The following is an 18,584-nucleotide window of genomic DNA, read 5'->3' on the forward strand; positions in this document are numbered from 1 at the left end:
ATGGCGCTGGTTCTGCTGGCTCTGGTGTTGATGTCGGCAGCGTGCAAGCGCAACGAGAGCGGGCAACTGCCCGGTGCCAGTGGCGAGGCGATCCAGGTCCAGCAGGAGCAGGTCGAGGGCTTTGCCCTGCTGCGGGCGTGGCCGGACCAGCGCCGGGGGGATGGCTTGGCGCTGGCGGTGGAGTTCTCGCAGCCGCTGGTCGGCACCCAGGATTTCGATGCGCTGCTGCGTTTCGAGGAGAAGGTCGGCAACGAGGACAGCAGCTGGTCGTTGTCCGATGACGGCAAGACCCTGCGCTATCCCTATGTGGAGGCGGCCAAGGAATACACCCTGATCATTTCGCCGGACCTGCTCGCCGCCGATGGCAGCCGGCTCGGCAGCGAGGTGCGGCAGAAGGTGTTCACCGGCGAGCTTGAGCCGGCCATCGGTTTTGCCTCGCAGGGCAGCGTGTTGCCGGCGCGCGAAAGCCGTGGCCTGCCGGTGGTGTCGGTGAATGTGGCGGAAGTGGACGTCGAGTTCCTGCGCGTACGCGACGCCGAGCTGCCCACGTTTTTCAGCCAGTACCAGCGTGGCGGCCGTCGCGGCAGCTGGGAGCTGGACAGCGACTATGGCGACAAGACGCCGCTGGCCAAGCTGGCCGAGCCGGTCTACGTCAACCGCTTCGTGCTGGGCGGCAAGCAGAACGAGCGCCTGCTGACCTACCTGCCGATCCAGCAGGTGAAGGAGCTGCAGCAGCCAGGCCTGTACTTCGCGGTGATGAAGCGCACCGGCAGCTTCGACAACGAATACGACACCGCCTTCTTCAGCGTCAGCGACATCGGCCTGCATACCCGCGCCTACAAGGACACCTTGTTCGTGCACACCGCCTCGCTGGCCGATGGCGCGCCGGCGAAGAAGATCGAGCTGCGCGTGCTCGATGCCAAGGGCGAAACCGTGCTCAAGGGCCAGACCGATGCCAATGGCAACGCGCTGCTGAACTACGCCCTGGATGCTGCGCACGTGCTGGTGGCCTCCAGCGGCGGCGACACCACCTTGCTGCCGTTCAACCAGCCGGCGCTGGACCTGAGCGAATTCGCCGTGGCCGGGCGCCAGAACGCATGGTTCGACGTGTTCGCCTGGTCCGGTCGCGATCTGTATCGCCCCGGCGAAACCGTGCGCGTGTCGGCGCTGTTGCGCGACAACGACGGCAAGGCCGTCAAGGCGCAGCCGGTGTTCCTGCGGCTCAAGCAGCCGGATGGCAAGACCTTCCGCGAGACGCGCCTGCAGCCGGGCGAGCAGGGCTATTTCGCGTTCGAACAGGCCATTCCCGCCGAAGCGCCCACCGGTCGCTGGCAGGTGGAGTTCCGCACCGATCCGGCCAGCAAGGAGGCGGTGCAGGGCATGACCCTGCGCATCGAGGAATTCCTGCCCGAGCGCATGAAATTGGACCTGGACAGTGCGCAGGCCACGCTCAAGCCGGGGGAGCCGCTCAAGCTGCAGGCCGATGCCGCCTACCTGTACGGTGCCCCGGCCGCCGGCAACCGCTTCACCGCGCGGCTGGCTGTGGCGGTGGAGCAGCATCCGCTCGAATCGATGCCGGGCTGGTTCTTCGGCGATCCGACCGTGCAGCTGCCGCGCGAAGCCAACGACGTGATCGACACCACGCTGCCGGCCGACGGCAAGCTGCGCCAGGACATCGCCCTGCCGGAAGAAACCGGCAAGGGCACGCCGGTGGCGGCGGTGGTGTCCGGCAGCGTCTATGAGAGCGGTGGCCGCACCGTGACCCGCACGCTCAAGCGCGTGTTGTGGCCGGCGCCGGTGCTGGTGGCGGTACGCCCGCTGTTCGACGACAAGGACGGCGCCGATGCCAACGCCAATGCGCGCTTCGAACTGATGCGGGTGGATGCGCAGGGCAAGCCGCAGCCGGGCAAGGACCTGAAGGTCACGCTGGTGCGCGAGCTGCGTGACTACCACTGGCGCTATGCCGACGACCGCTGGGATTACGATTTCACCCGCCGCTTCGAGAACAAGGAAACGCGCACGCTGGATGTCGGCGAAACCTCGCTGAAATTCGATTTCCCGGTGGAGTGGGGCGAGTACCGGGTGGAAGTATTCGATCCGGCCACCGGCCTGACCATGCGCTATCCGTTCCGCGCCGGCTGGAGCTGGAACGACGATAACCGCGGTCTGGACGCGCGTCCGGACAAGGTCAAGCTGGCGCTGGACAAGACCGGCTACCGCGCCGGCGACACGCTGAAAGTGACGCTGACGCCGCCGCATGCTGGTCGTGGCGTGCTGATGGTCGAAAGCGACCGCATGCTTTATGTGCAGGACATCGACGCCAAGCCGGGCAGCACCTTCGAGATCCCGGTCACCGCCGACTGGGAGCGGCACGACGTCTATGTGACCGCGCTGGTGTTCCGCGGCGGCAGCGCGCCCAGCAAGATCACCCCGGCGCGCGCGGTGGGTGTGGTGCATGTGCCGGTGGCGCGTGGCGAGCGCCGCGTCGCGGTGGGACTGGTGGCACCGAAGCAGATGCGTCCGGAGCAGCCGATGGCTGTCACCGTCAGCGTGCCGGAACTGGCGGGCAAGCCGGCCCACGTCACGGTGTCGGCGGTGGATGTCGGCATCCTCAACATCACCCGCTTCCCGGTGCCGGATGCGCCCGCGCATTTCTTCGCACAGCGCCGCCTAGGCGTGGACGCGTACGACATCTACGGTCGCGTCATCGAGAGCTTCGAGGGCGGCAGCGGCAAGCTCAAGTTCGGCGGCGACATGGCGCTGGCGGCGTTGCCGCAGGCCAAGCGCCCGACCGCGCGGGTGCAGACGGTGGACCTGTTCTCCGGACCGGTCGCACTCGATGCCAGGGGCAACGCCCGCATCACCCTGCCGGTGCCGGACTTCAATGGCACGTTGCGGGTCTCGGCGCTGGTCTATGGCGATGACCGCTATGGCAACCGGGATGTGGAGACGCTGGTGCGCGCGCCGATCCTGGCCGAGGCCAGCATGCCGCGGGTGATGGCGCCGGGTGACCGCAGCACGGTGACGCTGGACGTGCAGAACTTCACCGGCAAGCCGGGTGAGTTCAACGTGCGCGTGGACGGTGAAGGCCCGCTGGGAATTGGCGAATCCACACGCAAGCTGCAGCTGGCTGCCGATGCCAAGCAGACGCTGAGCTTCCCGCTGACCGCGCAGGAGGGCTACAGCGTGGCCAAGGTGCGGGTGCGGGTGGATGGCAATGGCTTCAAGGTGGATCGCCGCTACGACCTGCGGGTGCGTGCGGCGTGGCCGCAGGTGCTGCGCTCGCAGGTCCGTACGCTGGACCCGTTGGTGCCGGTCACGCTGGACAGCGGCTTCACCGGCGGATTGATGGCCGGCTCGGTCAATGCGCGGATGCTGGTCAGCGCGCTGCCGCCGATTCCATTCGCCTCGGCCCTGCAGGGGGCGCTGAACTATCCGTACGGCTGCGCTGAACAGACCACCAGCAAGGGCTACGCGGCGCTGATGCTGGACCAGACCACCTCGACAATGCTCGGCGCCGACGGGTTGGACGCCAAGGCGCGCAACGAGCGCATGGAAGGTGCGTTCGGGCGGCTGGCGTCGATGCAGGTGAGCAACGGCAACTTCTCGATGTGGGGTAGCGATGACTACATCAATCCGGCACTGACGCCGTACATCGCCGAATTCCTGCTCGATGCCAAGGACGCCGGTTTCGCCGTGCCGGACGCGGTGCTGCAGAAGGCGCTGACCCGCATCAGCGAGGACCTGCTCAGTGGTGGCAACCAGTTCTACGGACAGGACCGCCGTGATGCGCTGAAGTTCGCCAACCAGGCCTATTCGGGCTATGTGCTGGCGCGGGTCAACCGCGCACCGCTGGGGACGCTGCGCACGCTGTGGGACAACGAGCGCAGCAAGGCGGTGACCGGGCTGTCGCTGGTGCACCTGGGCGTGGCGCTGTCGCTGCAGGGCGATGGCAAGCGCGGTCAGGCCGCGATTGCCGCCGGCTTCGCCAGGTCCACCGCTGATCGCCCGGCGTACTTCGGGGATTACGGCAGCCCGCTGCGTGACGATGCGCTGATGATCGCGTTGCTGCACGAGCGCGGCCTGGCCAAGCCGGAGTATGACGCCCGGGTAGTGGCGCTGGGGCGTGAACTGGATGTCCGCCGCAACAGCGGCTGGCTGTGGCTGAGCACGCAGGAGCAGGTGGCGCTGGCACGGCTGGGCAAGGCGCTGATGGCCGACCAGAAGAAACTGGTGTCCGGCGAGCTGGTGATCGGCGACACGCGGCAGTCCATCGATGCGCGCAAGGCATTCGCCCGGGTGTTCGATGCGGCGCAGCTGGCGCAGGGCGTGCGCTTCGCGCCGCAGGGCGAGGCGCCGATGTTCGCCAGCCTGGACGTGGCCGGCATCCCGCGCCAGGCACCGGCACCGGACAACACCCACATCGGCATCGAGCGCAGCTGGTACGGCACCGACGGCAAGCCGTGGACGCCACGGCCGCTGAAGGAGGGCGAGGCCTTGATCGTGCGCCTGGCCATTACCGCGAACGTGTCGATGCCCGATGCACTGGTGACCGACCTGCTTCCGGCGGGGCTGGAGATCGAGAACTTCAATCTCGGCGATGCCAAACAGTGGGCCGACGTGGTGGTGGACGGCGTGGAGATCAGCGATCGCGCACGCGCGGCCGACGTCAAGCACGAGGAGTTCCGTGACGACCGCTATGTGGCGGCGCTGAACCTGTCGCGCGGCAGCAGGGCGCACGTGTTCTATCTGGTGCGCGCGGTCACTCCGGGTACTTACACGGTGCCGCCGCCGCTGGCCGAGGACATGTATCGCCCCGACCTGCGCGGGGTGGGGCGTTCCAACCCGACCACGATCACGGTGGTGCAGCCTTGAGCCGGTTCAAGGTCGATAACGGCGGGAGCATGAGTGGGCCGAGCCGCTGAGCCGCAGCAACCGGGGAAGCCATCGCGCTTTCCCCGGACCGGCGTCGTCGTTTCCCGCTGCTGGCCGTGGCTGCGCTGGGGCACGGTGGCGCTGCTGACCCTGCTGCTGGTCCTCGACCTCGCCTTCCCGCCGCCGCTGCCGAAGTCGCGCGACACCAGCACGCTGGTGGTGGCCAGCGACGGCACACCGCTGCGGGCATTCGCCGATGCCGAGGGCGTGTGGCGCTATCCGACCGATACGCAAAGCGTTTCACCGCTGTACCTGCAGGCGCTGCTGACCTACGAGGACCGCTGGTTCTGGCGGCACCCCGGCATCAATCCGTGGGCGCTGCTGCGTGCCGGCAGGCAGATGCTGGTCGAGCGCCGCATCGTTTCCGGTGGCTCGACCCTGACCATGCAGGTGGCGCGCATCCTCGATCCGCATACGCGCACGCCGTGGGGCAAGTTCAAGCAGTTGTTGCGCGCGTTGCAGCTGGAAGTACATCTGGGCAAGACGCAGATCCTCGACCTGTATCTGCAGCGTGCCCCTTATGGCGGCACCATCGAAGGCGTGGAGGCGGCCAGCTGGGCCTATCTGGGCAAATCCGCCGCGCACCTGTCGCAGGCCGAGGCCGCGCTGCTGGCGGTGCTGCCGCAATCCCCCAGCCGCTTGCGCCCGGACCGTCATCCCGAGGCCGCGCAACGGGCGCGCGACAAGGTGCTCGAGCGCATGGCCACGCTGGGGGTGTGGTCGGCCGACGAGGTTGCCGATGCGCGCATCGAGCCGGTGGTGACGCGCTCGCTCCGGCAGCCACAACATGCGGCCCTGCTCGCGCAACGCCTGCGCAGCCTGGCACCGGGTGCGGCGCACATCCGCACCACCCTCGACAGTGGCCTGCAGCGTACGCTGGAAGAACGCGTGGGTGCCTATTTCTCGCAGCTGCCCGAGCGCACCTCGGCTGCTCTGCTGGTGATGGACAACGCCACGCTGGAAGCACGCGCCTACGTCGGCTCGGTGGCGTTTGCCGACAAGGCGCGGCTGGGCCATGTGGACATGGTGCAGGCCTGGCGCTCGCCCGGTTCCACGCTTAAACCGTTCCTGTACGGCATGGCGCTGGATGACGGCCTGATCCATTCGGAAAGCCTGCTGGTGGATGCCCCGCAGAGCTTTGGCGGCTACCGGCCGGGCAATTTCGACGATGCCTTCAACGGCCCGGTGGGAGTGGCCAGCGCCCTGCGGCTGTCGTTGAACGTGCCGTCGGTGGACCTGCTCGACCGCGTCGGCCCGGCACGTTTCGCGGCACGGCTGGGTAATGCCGGCATCAACCTGCGCTTTCCACATGGCTCCGCGCCCAATCTGGCGTTGATCCTCGGTGGCACCGGCGCGCGACTGGAGGATCTGGTCGGCGCCTTTGCCGCGCTCAACCGCGAAGGCATCGCCGGACGCGTGCGTTACACGGCCGATGACCCGCGCATCGAACGCCGGCTGATTTCAGCGGGTGCGGCCTGGATCGTGCGCGACATCCTCCAGTCCAATCCACGGCCCGGTTATGGCAGCGGCACCTTCGATACCGGCAGCCGCCCGCCGGTGGCGTGGAAGACCGGCACCAGCTACGGCTATCGCGATGCCTGGGCCATCGGCAGCACCCAGCGGTATACCGTTGGGGTGTGGGTCGGCCGGCCCGATGGCACGCCGCTGCCCGGCCAGTACGGCGCGATCACCGCACTGCCGCTGATGTTCGAGGTGATCGACAGCCTGCCGCGGCAGTCCGGTGACAGTGGCATGCGCGCCATGCCGGCCACGGTCTCCGAGGTCGAGATCTGCTGGCCGCTGGGTATCGCCGCCGCGCAGACGCCCCCGGCCATGTGCCAGCGACGCTTCCCGGCGTGGGTGCTGGAGGGGGCGGTGCCGCCCACCTTTGCCGAACGCGATGCGCGGCTGTGGCAATCGGGACGGTTCCATTTCCAGGTCGACGCGACCACCGGGCAGCGCGTTCCCGCCGGTTGTGATGGCCATGTACGGCTTGCACAGCGCGAGATCGCGCGCTGGCCGGCATTGGCGCTGCCGTGGCTGACAGTCGCGCAGCGGCAGGCGCAGCAGCTGCCACCACTGGTACCGGGCTGTGCGGAGGACGGCCATCAGCCCGACGGCGTACTGCACATCCAGGGACTCAACGACCTGGCCGCACTGGCACGTCCGCCCGGCGCCACGCATGGCCCGCGGCTGCAATTGCGGGCGCTGGGCAGTGAGGCGCGGATCGACTGGCTGCTGGACGGGCGCTGGATCGCACAGACACGCGGCACGGCCAGCTTCAGTCGTGAATTCACCGAAGCCGGCGAGCACACCCTCACCGCGCTGGCCGCCGATGGCGCCTGGGCACGGGTGCGCTTCCGCGTGATGGATTGAGGTGGCAGCGCCGGGGATTGGCGCAATACCCCCTGCCGGGATTGTTCTATTCGCCGACCCAGCCTTCCAGCAGGTCGGCGAAGTCATCGGCGTGCTCTTCTTCCTGGGCGAGGATGAGCTCGAGAATGCGCTTGGTGGTGGTGTCCTGGTCGCCGATGAAGTTGATCATCTCGCGGTAGCTGTCGATGGCGATGCGCTCGGCGATCAGGTTCTCGCGGACCATGTCGTGCAGGTTCCTGCCTTCCTTGTATTCGGCGTGCGCGCGTGCGGTGAGCGTGTCCGGGTCGAGGTCGGGCTCACCGCCCAGCTGCACGATGCGTTCGGCCAGCATGTCCGCGTGAGCCTGCTCCTGCTGCGCGTGCTCGAGGAATTCCGCCTTCACCGAATCGGCGAGCATGCCGGTGGCGGTGTAGTAATGCCGGTAATAGCGCAGCACGCACACCCACTCGGTCGCCAGCGCATCATTGAGCAGCTTGATCACCGTCTTGCGGTCGGCGCTGTAGCTCGGCGTGATGGCGCCATCCTCGATGCTCTTGCGCGCGTTGGCCCGCAAGGTCTTGCGGTCGGTGAATCCTGCCGGCTGTGCGGACTTGGCTGGGGTGGTGGCGGGCTGCTTGCTCATGGCTGGCCTTTCCTTCTGTGGGAGAACTAGGAAGGGAGATGTGCGAGCACATGCTCCGCAGAAGAGACTTCAAACTCGCCCGGCTGCTCGATGAAACAGCTGCGCACCATGCCGTTCTCGACATACAGGGCGAAGCGGCGCGAGCGGATACCCATGCCCGAGCTGCTGGCATCCAGCTCCAGGCCCAGGGCGCGGGTGAAATCGCCGTTGCCGTCGGACAGCATCTGCAGGCCGGCCGGCACCGAGTGGGTCTTGGCCCATGCCTGCATCACGAAGGGATCGTTGACCGCCATGCAGAACACTTCGATGCCACGGCTGCGGAACTGTTCGAAATGCTCGATATAGCCGGGCAGGTGGCGGGCGCTGCAGGTCGGGGTGAACGCCCCCGGTACCGCGAACAGCACGGCCTTGCGTCCGTCGAACAGCGCGTAGGTGTCGACCGTCTCCAGGCCGTCGCGCAGGCGTTTGAGCGCAACTTCGGGAATACGGTCGCCAACGTTGATGGACATGAGGTTCTCCTGATCATGGGTGAGTCTAGTGAGGGGGTGCGAAGCGCGGTGTCAACGGTTTGCAAAGATGCTCTTCACACGATGGTGTCGCGTGCGCAGGCAGCGGGACTTCCCGCATCCGCGCTGCTCCGTGCGCCGTGCGTCATCGGCATCGTACGTCACCGGCCACGGCTGTCGGGGATCGCTGCGTCGGCCGGCAGCGGCGGGGGATCGGGAAGCTGGCTGCTGCGGCCCGCGGCCTTGCAGCCCGTATGACGGTGGAAACGGGACGAACGGGTGTGCGTGACCGGCGGCAGGCAGGCTGCAGGCCGGTAGAATAGGCCCGGTGTGAATGCAGGGCGGCCGCCTGCCCAACGCGGGCGGCCCCGGATTTTTTCAGAGGTGTATGGATGGAATTCAAGGACTACTACGCCACGCTCGGGGTTGAACCCAGCGCGGGCGATGCCGAGATCAAGACCGCGTACCGGCGTCTGGCGCGCAAATACCATCCCGACGTCAGCAAGGAAGCCGGCGCCGAAGAAAAGTTCAAGGGTGTCAACGAGGCCTACGAGGCGCTGCGCGACCCGCAGAAGCGCAAGGCCTATGACCAGCTGCGCGCACAGGGATACCGGCCCGGCGAGGAATTCCAGGCTCCGCCCAATTTCGGTGGCGGCCAGGGCTTCGATTTCGAGGAGGTGTTCGGCGGGGGCGGCGGGGGTGGCTTCAGCGACTTCTTCGAAAGCCTGTTCGCCCGCCAGCGTGGTGCCGGCGGCGCGCGCGGCCGCGGTGGCTATGGCGGCGATGCCGGCCCGCAGCCGATGCGTGACACCCGCGCCAAACTGTCGGTGCCGCTGGAGGCCGCCTACAAGGGCGACAGCCTGCGCATCACCGTGGGCGGCAAGCAGCTGGATGTGCGCGTGCCCAAGGGTATCCGCCCGGGTCAGGTGATCCGCCTGGCCGGGCAGGGCAGCGGTGGTGGCAACCTGATGCTGGAAGTGGAATACGCAGAGCACCCGCAGTTCGAGGTCGACGGCCGCAACATCCTCTACATCCTGCAGGTGACACCGTGGCAGGCCGCGCTGGGGACCAGTATCAGCGTGCCGACGCTGGGGGGCGCGGTGGAGCTGAAGGTGCCGCCCGATTCGGACAGCGGCCGCAAGCTGCGCCTGCGCGGTCGCGGCCTGCCGGGGCAGCCCGATGGCGACCAGATCGTGGAGCTGGAAGTGGTCGCGCCGGTGGCCGGCAACGAGGCGCAGCGCAAGGCCTACCAGACGCTGGCCAAGGCATTCGGCGACGCTTCCTGACGTTCCCCGGCCATCCGGCCGGGGAGAGGCCGTCGTCGCAGCCGGCTGCGGGACCGCACAGGCCTCTCCGCAGATGGGCGCCGGCGTCGCGCGGCGGCAGGCTCCCATGCAATGTGCTTCTGGAATAATGAAGCCCTGAATGGCAGCGCCGCCCCCTGCGACCGCATCGGGACGCGCTGTCGATCGAACCAAGACGCCGCCGCCTGCGGCGTCCAACAGAAGGTTGTCGACATGACCCAATCGCTACGCATCGCCCTGGCCCAGTTCGATTTCCCGGTGGGGGATGTGGCCGGGAATGCGGACCGCATCGCCGGGCTCATCGCCGAGGCCCGCGACGAATTCGACGCGGATGTGGTGGTGTTCCCCGAGCTGGCGCTCAGCGGCTATCCACCGGAAGACCTGCTGCTGCGGCCGGATTTCCTGCGTGAATGCGAGCAGGCGCTGGCGCGTATCGCCGCCGGCGTGGAGGGTATCGTCGCGGTGGTGGGCTGGCCGCAGAGCGCCGGCGCGGTGGTCTACAACGCCGCCAGCGTGTTGCGCGACGGGGCGATCGAGACCACCTGCCGCAAGCGCGAGCTGCCCAATTACGCGGTGTTCGACGAGCGTCGCTATTTCGAGGTCGATCCGGACGGCGGCGACTGCCTGTTCGAGGTCAAGGGCACCACGCTGGGGCTGCTGCTGTGCGAGGACCTGTGGTTGGCCGAGCCGCTGGCCAGCACCGCCAGGGCCGGTGCCGGGCTGGTGCTGGTACCCAACGCCTCGCCCTATGAGCGCGGCAAGCACGCCCAGCGCGACGCGCTGCTGGCCGAGCGTTGCCGTGACAGTGGCGTGGGCATGGTCTACGTCAATGCGGTGGGGGGGCAGGACGCGCTGGTGTTCGATGGCGCCTCGCTGGTGGCCGATGGCGATGGCACGGTGCATCCGGCGGCGATGGCCTTCGCCGAGGAAATGCTGGTGGTCGATTACAACGTGGCCGACCGCCGCTTCATGGCCGTGCACTGGATCGACGATGGCGACGAGAGCATGGATGCGCTGGCCTGGCGCGCGGTGACCCGTGGCATCGCCGACTATTGCCGCAAGAACGGCTTCAGCCAGGTCTGGCTGGGGCTGTCCGGCGGCATCGACTCGGCACTGGTGCTGGCGCTGGCGGTGGACGCGCTGGGCGCGGAAAACGTCCGTGCGGTCGCGCTGCCATCGCGGCATACCGCCGAACTGTCCAACCAGCTGGCGCTGGAGCAGTGCCAGGCGCTGGGAGTGACGCTCGATACCGTGTCGATCGAACCGGCCTACCAGGGCCTGCTGCAGTCGCTGGCGACGATGTTCGAGGGCCAGGACGTCGATGTGACCGAAGAAAACCTGCAGTCGCGCAGCCGCGGCGTGATCATGATGGCGCTGGCCAACAAGTTCGGCGGACTGCTGCTGACCACCGGCAACAAGAGCGAATACGCGGTGGGCTACGCCACCATCTACGGCGACATGTGCGGCGGCTATGCGCCGTTGAAGGACCTGTACAAGACCGAGGTCTACGGGCTGGCCAAGTGGCGCAACACCGTCGGTGGCGGCCCGGTGATCCCGCCGGCGGTGATCAGCCGCCCGCCGTCGGCCGAACTGCGTGACAACCAGACCGACCAGGATTCGCTGCCGGCCTACGACGTGCTCGATGGCCTGCTGTACCGCTACATCGACCAGGAGCAGTCGCGTGCGGAGATCATCGCCGCCGGTTACGACGCGGCGGTGGTGGACCGGGTGCTGCGGCTGGTGCGTACCAGTGAGTGGAAACGGCACCAGTCCGCGCCGGGGCCGAAGGTGTCGCGGCGGGCGTTCGGCCGCGAGCGCCGCTATCCGGTCAGCAACGGCTATCGCGGCTGAGGGCACTGCGGCCTGCTTCCGCACCGAAGCGGGCCGGCCGCACAGGGCAGGATGAGAGCGAGGCCCGGACAGCGGGCATGAAAAAGGGGCCGCAAGGCCCCTTTTCCGTTTCCGCCGCGGTGATCGGCGGGATTATTTCTTGCCCATGGTGGCATTGCGCTGCCCGGTGGCGACGGACTTTTCGCCGGCGAACGGGTTGAGCTTGCGGATCATCCACGGGTACTTCGGCCAGTTGCCGCTCAACCACGGGTGGTCGGGCTGGTTCAGCTCGAGCACGCGGCGGGCATCGTCGGCCAGGGTCTTGTTGCCCAGATGGGTATAGGCCTCGCCGAGGATCGCCACCGCGTCGTACTGGAAGGCGCTCTGCGGATAGGTTTCCAGCAGGTAGTTGGCGCGGCCGGCGGTCGACACCCAGGCCCCGCGGCGGGCGTAGTACAGCGCGTCATCCAGCTCGTGCTGGGCGAACACGTCACGCAACACCAGCATGCGCTGGCGCGCGTCGGCGGCGTAGCGGCTGTTGGGGTAGCGCTCGGTGACGATGGTGAAATCGGCATAGGCCTGGCGCGGGGTCGACAGGTCGCGGCGGCTCGCATCCAGTGACCACACGCGGCGCAGGAACACCGTGTCACGGTTGCCGTTGGCCAGCCCGCGCAGGTAGTACAGGTAGGCGATGTTGCGATGGGTCGGGTAGGTGCGGATGAAGCGGTCGATGCTCGACACCGCGTCATCGTTGCGGCCGGCCTTGTACTGGGCATAGGCACTTTCGATCATCGCCTGCTCGGTGTACGGGCCGTACGGATACTGCGCGATCAGGCGGCGGAAGCTGGTTTCGGCGCCGGACCAGTTGCCGCTTTCCATCAGCCGGTGGCCCTTGTCGAACAGCTGTTCGACCGGCCTGCCTTCATCGGCATCCTTCTTCTTGTCGCCGCGCTGGCAGCCGGTGGCGGCGAAAACCAGGACCAGCAGCAGGGCGGTGAGGCGGACGGGCAGGGAGAGCATCGAGGAGCGTCGGATCATGGGTCAGGGCAGGACGCGGCAGGAATACGAAGGGGCGATGATAGCCTAGTGGCCTGTCCTGCGACTGACTGTTGCCGTCCGCGGCCCGATTTCACCTATCTGTTGGCTATTTCCATGCCCGAGAACACCTCTGCATTCCAGCGCCAGGCGCTGGTTCCCGACTCCGCTGCCGGCCGCCGTTTCGACGCGGTGGTGGCCGAACTGTTTCCCGAATTCTCCCGTTCGCGCCTGAGCGAATGGATCAAGACCGGCGCGGTACTGCTCGATGGCGTACCGGTGCGGCCGCGTGAGCCAGTGCACGGCGGGGAGCAGGTCAGCCTGAACGCGGTGCTGGAGGTGGAAACCCACGCCGTGGCCGAGGACATCCCGCTGTCCATCCTGTACGAGGATGAACACGTCTACGTGATCGACAAGCCGGCCGGGCTGGTGGTCCATCCCGGTGCCGGCAATCCCAGCGGCACGCTGGTCAACGCGCTGCTGTTCCGTGATCCGGACATCGCCAAGGTGCCGCGCGCCGGCGTTGTCCACCGGCTGGACAAGGACACCAGCGGGGTGATGGTGGTGGCACGCACGGTGCAGGCGCAGACCGCGCTGGTGGAGCAGCTGTCGGCGCGCGAGGTGCATCGCCAGTATCTGGCGGTGGTGGTGGGTGCGCTGGTGGCCGGTGGCACGGTGGATGCGCCGATCGACCGCCATCCGCGCGACCGCCTGCGCATGGGCGTGCGCGAGGATGGCAAGGAGGCGATTACCCACTACCGCCTGCGCGAACGTTTCCGTGCGCATACCGCGCTGGAATGCCGGCTGGAAACCGGCCGCACCCACCAGATCCGCGTACACATGGCGCACCTGAAGCACGCCATCGTCGGTGATCCGCTGTACGGCGGGTCGCTGAAGCTGCCCAAGGGCGCCAGCGACGAGCTGGTCGCGCAGCTGCGCGGCTTCAAGCGCCAGGCGCTGCATGCCGAAACGCTGGAGTTCGTGCACCCGATCACCGGCGAGACGATCAGCAACACCGCGCCGGTGCCGGCCGACCTGCAGGCGCTGCTGCTGGCGCTGCGCGAGGACACCGGCGCCTTCAACGAGCACGAGCGGGACCGCTGGTGATGACGGCGTCGTCGCCGTTGCTGATGGCGGACTGGCCGGCACCACCGGGCGTGTGCGCATTCACCACTACGCGCCACGGCGCCGGTGGCTCACTGCCGCCGTTCGACCATTTCAACCTCGGCAACCGCAGCGCTGCCGATGGCGACGATCCGGTCCAGGTGCAGCGCAACCGCGACGAGCTGCAGCGGTTGGCAGGCTTGCCGTCGGCCCCGCACTGGTTGCGGCAGGTGCATGGCACCGGGGTGCTGCGCTTCGATGCGCCGCCCTCGGCCAGTGGTATCGAGGCTGAACCCGTTGCCGATGCGGCGGTGACCTCCCAGCCGGGCGTGGTGCTGGCGATCCTGACCGCCGACTGCCTGCCGGTGGTGTTCGCCGCCCGTGATGGCCGTGAAGTGGCCGCCGCGCATGCCGGCTGGCGTGGACTGGCCGGGGGCATGCTCGAAGCCACGCTGGCGGCGATGCAGACCCCGGCCGCCGATGTCGTCGCGTGGCTGGGCCCGGCCGCCGGCCCGGATCACTACGAGATCGGCAGCGAGGTTTATGACGCCTTCGTGGGCTGTTCGGCCGGGGCGGAAACGGCGTTCACCGCGACCCGGCCCGGGCATTGGCGGGTGGATCTGTATGCGCTGGCGCGGCAGCGGCTGCTGGCGGCGGGGATGAGCGCCGAGCACATATACGGTGGCGAGCTGTGCACCATCGCCGATCCTGCGCGCTGGTTCTCGCACCGCCGTGACCGCCGCAGTGGCCGCATCGCCACGCTGGTCTGGATGGCGCGATGAGCGTGCCGCTGTTCGAACAGGTGCTGGGCGCCGCGTTCGGGCAGCTGCCGGCGCGGGTGCGGATGTTGCATTCGATTGACCGGCGCCAGCGCTGGAGCGGGCAGGGTGGGGTATTGCGTGGCAGCCACTGGCTGGTTGCCCCCTGCGCGTGGCTGGCGCGCTTGCCGCCCACCTCGCAGGTGCCGGTCAGCGTCGAGTTTCTGGTCGATGCCGGCGGTGAGCGCTGGAACCGCCGCTTTGGCACGGCGTCGATGGAATCCCGGCTGTGGCAGCGGGGCGGGCAACTGCACGAGCGGCTGGGCGCGCTGCGCTTCCGTTTCGGGCTGGAAGTGGTGGATGCGCAGATCCTGTGGCGGGCGCAGCGGGTGTGGGCGTTCGGATTGGTGCCGCTGCCGGCGCGCTGGTTTGCACAGGTGCATTGCCGCGAGCGCGAGCACGCCGGGCGCTATGAATTCCTGGTGGACGTGTCGATGCCCTTGATCGGCCGGCTGATCCGCTATGAAGGCTGGCTGCTGCCGGAGGGTGAGGCGGCATGAGCGGCGAGGCACCCGTGATCGTGTTCGATGGGGTCTGTGCATTGTGCAGCCGCTGGGTCCGCTTCCTGCTGCGTTTTGATCGGGCGGGGCGCTACCGCTTCGCGGCGATGCAGGGCCGTCACGGTCGCGGCCTGCTGCAGGTGCACGGGTTGGACCCGGATGACCCGCTGTCCTTCCTGTTGCTGGAAGACGGCATCGCCCATACCGATACCGACGCCATCATCCGCGTGCTGGCCGGGCTGGGCGGCATCTGGAAACTGGTGTTGCCCGTCCGCGCCATTCCTGCTCGGCTGCGCGACCGCAGCTACCGCTGGCTGGCCCGCAACCGCTACCGCTGGTTCGGCCGGCATGACGCCTGCTTTGTGCCCGATGCGGCAATGCGGACGCGATTCCTGGACTGAGCTGTCAGCGCCCTTCCAGTACCTGCAGGTACTCGCGCTGCCAGCGATGGATGTCGAATTCCTGCAGGTGTTCCATCATCACCCGCCAACGCTCGATGCGTTCGGCACGCGGCATGTCCGCGGCATGGGCAATGGCATCGGCCACGCCATCCAGGTCGTGTGGATTGACCAGCAGCGCCTGCTGCAGCTCATCGGCGGCACCGGCCAGCAGTGACAGCACCAGCACGCCCGGGTCGTCCGGGTTCTGCGAGGCCACATATTCCTTGGCGACCAGGTTCATGCCGTCGCGCAGCGGCGTGACCAGTCCCACGGCGGCTTCGCGGTAGAAACCGGTGAGGGTGCTGTGGGCGTAGTTCCGGTTGACGTAGCGCAGTGGGGTCCAGTCGGCATCGGCGTGGGCGCCGTTGATGTGCCCGGCCAGCTGTTCCAGCTCGCTGCGCAAGGTGCGGTATTCGGCCACGCTGCCGCGTGAGACAGGGGCGATCTGCAGGAAGGTCAGTGCGCCGCGCCCCTGCGGATGGCGTTGCAGGTAACGCTCGAAACCGTGGAAGCGCTCGGGCAGGCCCTTGGAGTAGTCCAGCCGGTCCACGCCGATGGCGAGCTTGCGATGCTGCAGGCTGTGGCGCAGGGATCGCACCGCCTTGTTGCCGACGGCGCTGCGTGCCTGGCGGGCGATCTGCGCGGTGTCGATGCCGATGGGGAATGCCGAGGTGATCACCCGGCGCCCGTCCGGCGTGCGGATCGTGTCCGCATCGACCAGGCTGCCGCCGGCGAACAGCCGCACATACGACTGGAACCGGTCCACGTCGCGCCGGGTCTGGAAGCCGAGCAGGTCATAGGCATACAGGGCCGAGAACAACGCGCGGTGCTCGGGCAGCGCCTGCATCAGGTCGGCCGAAGGCAGCGGCACATGCAGGAAAAAGCCCATCCGGCAGCCGATACCACGCTCGCGCAACAGCGCCGCCAGCGGGATCAGGTGGTAGTCGTGGATCCAGATGGTGTCGTCCTCGCGCAGGCGTGGCGCCAGGGTATCGGCAAACAGCCGGTTGACCTTCCAGTAGCCTTCGCGCTTGCCGCGGTCGTAGTCCACCAGGTCCAGGCGGAAGTGCAGCAGCGGCCACAGCGCGCGGTTGGAGAAGCCGTTGTAGTAGCTGTCCAGGTCGGCCTTGGACAGGTCCATGGTGAGGAAGCGGATCGCGCCATCAGTCTGTTCATGCAGGGCGCCGCTGGCTTCGTTCACGCTACGTCCGCTCCAGCCGAACCACAGCCCGCCGCGCTCGCGCAACGCCGCCAGCAGTCCGGTGGCCAGGCCGCCGGCGCGGTTCTCGCCGGGCAGGGCGACCCGGTTGGAAATGACGACCAGCCGGCTCACGACGCCTCCTGCCAGCTGCGCGACAGCCGCATCGCGGCGATGATCAGGCCGACGTGCGAATAGGTCTGCGGGAAGTTGCCCCAAGCGTGGCCGTCGAAGGACAGGTCTTCCGACAGCAGGCCCAGGTGGTTGCGCTGCTGCAGCAGCAGCTCGAACATTTCGCGGGCCTCGTCCATGCGGTCGATCGCCGCCAGCGCATCGATGTACCAGAACGTGCAGATGGTGAAGCTGGTTTCCGGCGTGCCGAAATCGTCCGGTGCGACATAGCGGTACAGCGCATTGCCATGCTTGAGGCTGCGGCCGATGGCCTCGACGGTGGCGATGAAGCGCGCGTCCTTGGCCTCGATGATGCCGAGGTCGGCCAGCAGCAGCAGCGAGGCGTCCAGCCGGTGGCCGCCGAAGGTGTCGGTGAAGTGCCCCAGATGCTCGCTCCACGCCTCGTGCATGATGCGCGCGTGGATGGTGTCGGCGCGCTCGCGCCAGTAGGTCGCGCGGTCCTCCAGCTGCAGGCGCGTGGCGATCTTGGACAGGCGGTCGCAGGCCGCCCAGCACATCGCGCTGGTATAGGTGTGCACCTCGGTGCGGCCACGGAATTCCCACAGCCCGGCATCGGGCACGTCATGCAGCGCGAAGGCTTTTTCACCCAGCGGCTCCAGCCGCTTGAAGGTATGCACATCGCCCGGGGACTGCAGCCGCTGGTCGAAGAACAGCTGGGTCGAGGCCAGCACCACGCTGCCATAGACATCGTGCTGGCGCTGCACCCAGGCCAGGTTGCCGCGGCGGACCGGGCCCATGCCGCGGTAGCCGTCCAGCGTGGCGACCTCTTCCTCGTCGAGCTGCGCTTCGAAGCCGATGCCATACAGCGGCTGCAGCGTGCCGTCATGGCTGGCGAGGTTGAAGATGTAGGCGATGAACTGTTCCATCGAGCGGGTGGCGCCAAGGCGGTTGAGCGCACGCACCACGAAGGCGGCATCGCGCAGCCAGCAATAGCGGTAGTCCCAGTTGCGGCTGCTGCCCGGTGCCTCCGGAATGGAGGTGGTCATCGCCGCGATGATCGCGCCACTGTCCTCGTACTGGCACAGCTTCAACGTGATCGCGCTGCGGATCACCGCGTCCTGCCATTCCAGCGGGATGGACAGGTAGCGCACCCATTCGCGCCAGTAGTCGCGGGTGCGCTGCAAGGCTTCCTGCACGTAGCCGGCCAGCGAACGGTCGAGCGATTCATCCACCCCCAGCACCAGATGCACCGGATGGTTGAGCACGAACGGCAGCCCGTCGCGGACGAAGCGCACCGGCACGTCGGTGGTCAGCCGCAGGATGTGGTCGGGCAGCACCCAGCGGATGTGGTTGCTGCCCCAGGTGGAATCGGGAACGCGTGCGCCCCAGTCGGCCAGCGGCCGTGCCCGCACCACGATGCGCGGGCTGCCGGCCAGTGGCCGTACCTGCCGGATCAGGCTGACGGGACGGTAGAAGCGTCCGTTGCGGCGCCAGCGCGGGGCGAAGTCCAGCACTTCCACCACGCCGCCGTGCTGGTCACGCAGCAGCGTGCGCAGGATCGCGGTATTGGTCAGGTAGCTCTGCTCGCTGTCGGCGAAATCTTCCAGCTCGATAGTGAAGTCACCGCCTTGCTGCTGGTTGGGGCCCAGCAGCGCGCAGAATGCGGGATCGCCGTCGAAGGTGGGCAGGCAGCTCCATACCACGCGTGCGCGCGGATCGATCAGCGCGCCAAAGCTGCCGTTGCCGACAACGCCCAGATCAAGCGAGGCTTCATGCATTGCATC

13 protein-coding genes are annotated in these 18,584 nt (G+C 68.0%); 8 read left to right on the top strand and 5 right to left on the bottom strand.

The window, feature by feature from the left end; all coding sequences use genetic code 11:
- Together ACSBPQ_RS04675 and pbpC are read left to right on the top strand one after the other, a co-directional pair.
- Entirely contained in the window at positions 1 to 4,875 is a 4,875-nt protein-coding gene (locus ACSBPQ_RS04675) for an alpha-2-macroglobulin family protein (RefSeq protein WP_442684511.1), read from the top strand.
- A 120-nt stretch (positions 4,876 to 4,995) separates the two neighbouring features.
- Entirely contained in the window at positions 4,996 to 7,311 is a 2,316-nt protein-coding gene (pbpC, locus tag ACSBPQ_RS04680) for a penicillin-binding protein 1C (RefSeq protein WP_442684512.1), read from the top strand.
- Between the two features lie 46 nt (positions 7,312 to 7,357).
- Here the strand turns inward: pbpC and ACSBPQ_RS04685 are convergent, their stop codons facing one another.
- Together ACSBPQ_RS04685 and ACSBPQ_RS04690 are read right to left on the bottom strand one after the other, a co-directional pair.
- Positions 7,358 to 7,933 carry a ferritin-like domain-containing protein gene (locus ACSBPQ_RS04685; protein ID WP_442683892.1) on the bottom strand — a complete coding sequence of 192 codons (576 nt, stop codon included), beginning with the start codon at positions 7,931 to 7,933 and terminating at the stop codon, positions 7,358 to 7,360.
- Positions 7,934 to 7,959: 26 nt separating this feature from the next.
- Positions 7,960 to 8,442 carry a peroxiredoxin gene (locus tag ACSBPQ_RS04690; protein ID WP_442683893.1) on the bottom strand — a complete coding sequence of 161 codons (483 nt, stop codon included), beginning with the start codon at positions 8,440 to 8,442 and terminating at the stop codon, positions 7,960 to 7,962.
- A gap of 389 nt (positions 8,443 to 8,831) precedes the next feature.
- Between ACSBPQ_RS04690 and ACSBPQ_RS04695 the strand changes: the two genes are divergently transcribed.
- Positions 8,832 to 9,725, top strand: coding sequence for a DnaJ C-terminal domain-containing protein (locus ACSBPQ_RS04695; RefSeq protein ID WP_442683894.1), 894 nt, complete (start codon positions 8,832 to 8,834; stop codon positions 9,723 to 9,725).
- Between the two features lie 231 nt (positions 9,726 to 9,956).
- A complete protein-coding gene (locus ACSBPQ_RS04700) occupies positions 9,957 to 11,594 on the top strand; it encodes an NAD+ synthase (protein ID WP_442683895.1) in 1,638 nt (545 codons plus the stop codon).
- A 132-nt stretch (positions 11,595 to 11,726) separates the two neighbouring features.
- On the opposite strand, the gene ACSBPQ_RS04705 is transcribed toward ACSBPQ_RS04700, so the two are convergent.
- Positions 11,727 to 12,611 (bottom strand): outer membrane protein assembly factor BamD, encoded by an 885-nt coding sequence (locus ACSBPQ_RS04705; protein ID WP_442683896.1) that lies wholly within the window; start codon positions 12,609 to 12,611, stop codon positions 11,727 to 11,729.
- A 114-nt stretch (positions 12,612 to 12,725) separates the two neighbouring features.
- Between ACSBPQ_RS04705 and rluD the strand changes: the two genes are divergently transcribed.
- The 4 genes from rluD to ACSBPQ_RS04725 are packed head-to-tail and all read left to right on the top strand — an operon-like array spanning position 12,726 to position 15,431.
- On the top strand, positions 12,726 to 13,715 hold the full coding sequence (rluD, locus tag ACSBPQ_RS04710; RefSeq protein ID WP_442683897.1) for a 23S rRNA pseudouridine(1911/1915/1917) synthase RluD: 990 nt from the start codon (positions 12,726 to 12,728) through the stop codon (positions 13,713 to 13,715).
- Entirely contained in the window at positions 13,715 to 14,494 is a 780-nt protein-coding gene (gene pgeF / locus ACSBPQ_RS04715; protein ID WP_442683898.1) for a peptidoglycan editing factor PgeF, read from the top strand. Before rluD ends, pgeF begins: the two co-directional genes overlap by 1 nt.
- A gap of 2 nt (positions 14,495 to 14,496) precedes the next feature.
- Complete coding sequence (locus tag ACSBPQ_RS04720) at positions 14,497 to 15,030, top strand: DUF4166 domain-containing protein (RefSeq protein WP_442684513.1); 534 nt, start codon at positions 14,497 to 14,499, stop codon at positions 15,028 to 15,030.
- Positions 15,027 to 15,431 carry a thiol-disulfide oxidoreductase DCC family protein gene (locus ACSBPQ_RS04725; RefSeq protein WP_442683899.1) on the top strand — a complete coding sequence of 135 codons (405 nt, stop codon included), beginning with the start codon at positions 15,027 to 15,029 and terminating at the stop codon, positions 15,429 to 15,431. The genes ACSBPQ_RS04720 and ACSBPQ_RS04725 overlap by 4 nt, the downstream gene beginning before the upstream one ends.
- Positions 15,432 to 15,435: 4 nt before the next feature.
- Here the strand turns inward: ACSBPQ_RS04725 and otsA are convergent, their stop codons facing one another.
- Positions 15,436 to 16,803: an alpha,alpha-trehalose-phosphate synthase (UDP-forming) gene (gene otsA / locus ACSBPQ_RS04730; protein ID WP_442683900.1), complete on the bottom strand. Its 1,368-nt coding sequence runs from the start codon at positions 16,801 to 16,803 to the stop codon at positions 15,436 to 15,438.
- Positions 16,800 to 18,578 (bottom strand): glycoside hydrolase family 15 protein, encoded by a 1,779-nt coding sequence (locus ACSBPQ_RS04735; protein WP_442683901.1) that lies wholly within the window; start codon positions 18,576 to 18,578, stop codon positions 16,800 to 16,802. Before ACSBPQ_RS04735 ends, otsA begins: the two co-directional genes overlap by 4 nt.
- Positions 18,579 to 18,584: the final 6 nt, after the last annotated feature.

Origin of the sequence: Stenotrophomonas sp. JC08, assembly GCF_052180205.1 — a bacterium.
GTDB lineage: Bacteria > Pseudomonadota > Gammaproteobacteria > Xanthomonadales > Xanthomonadaceae > Stenotrophomonas.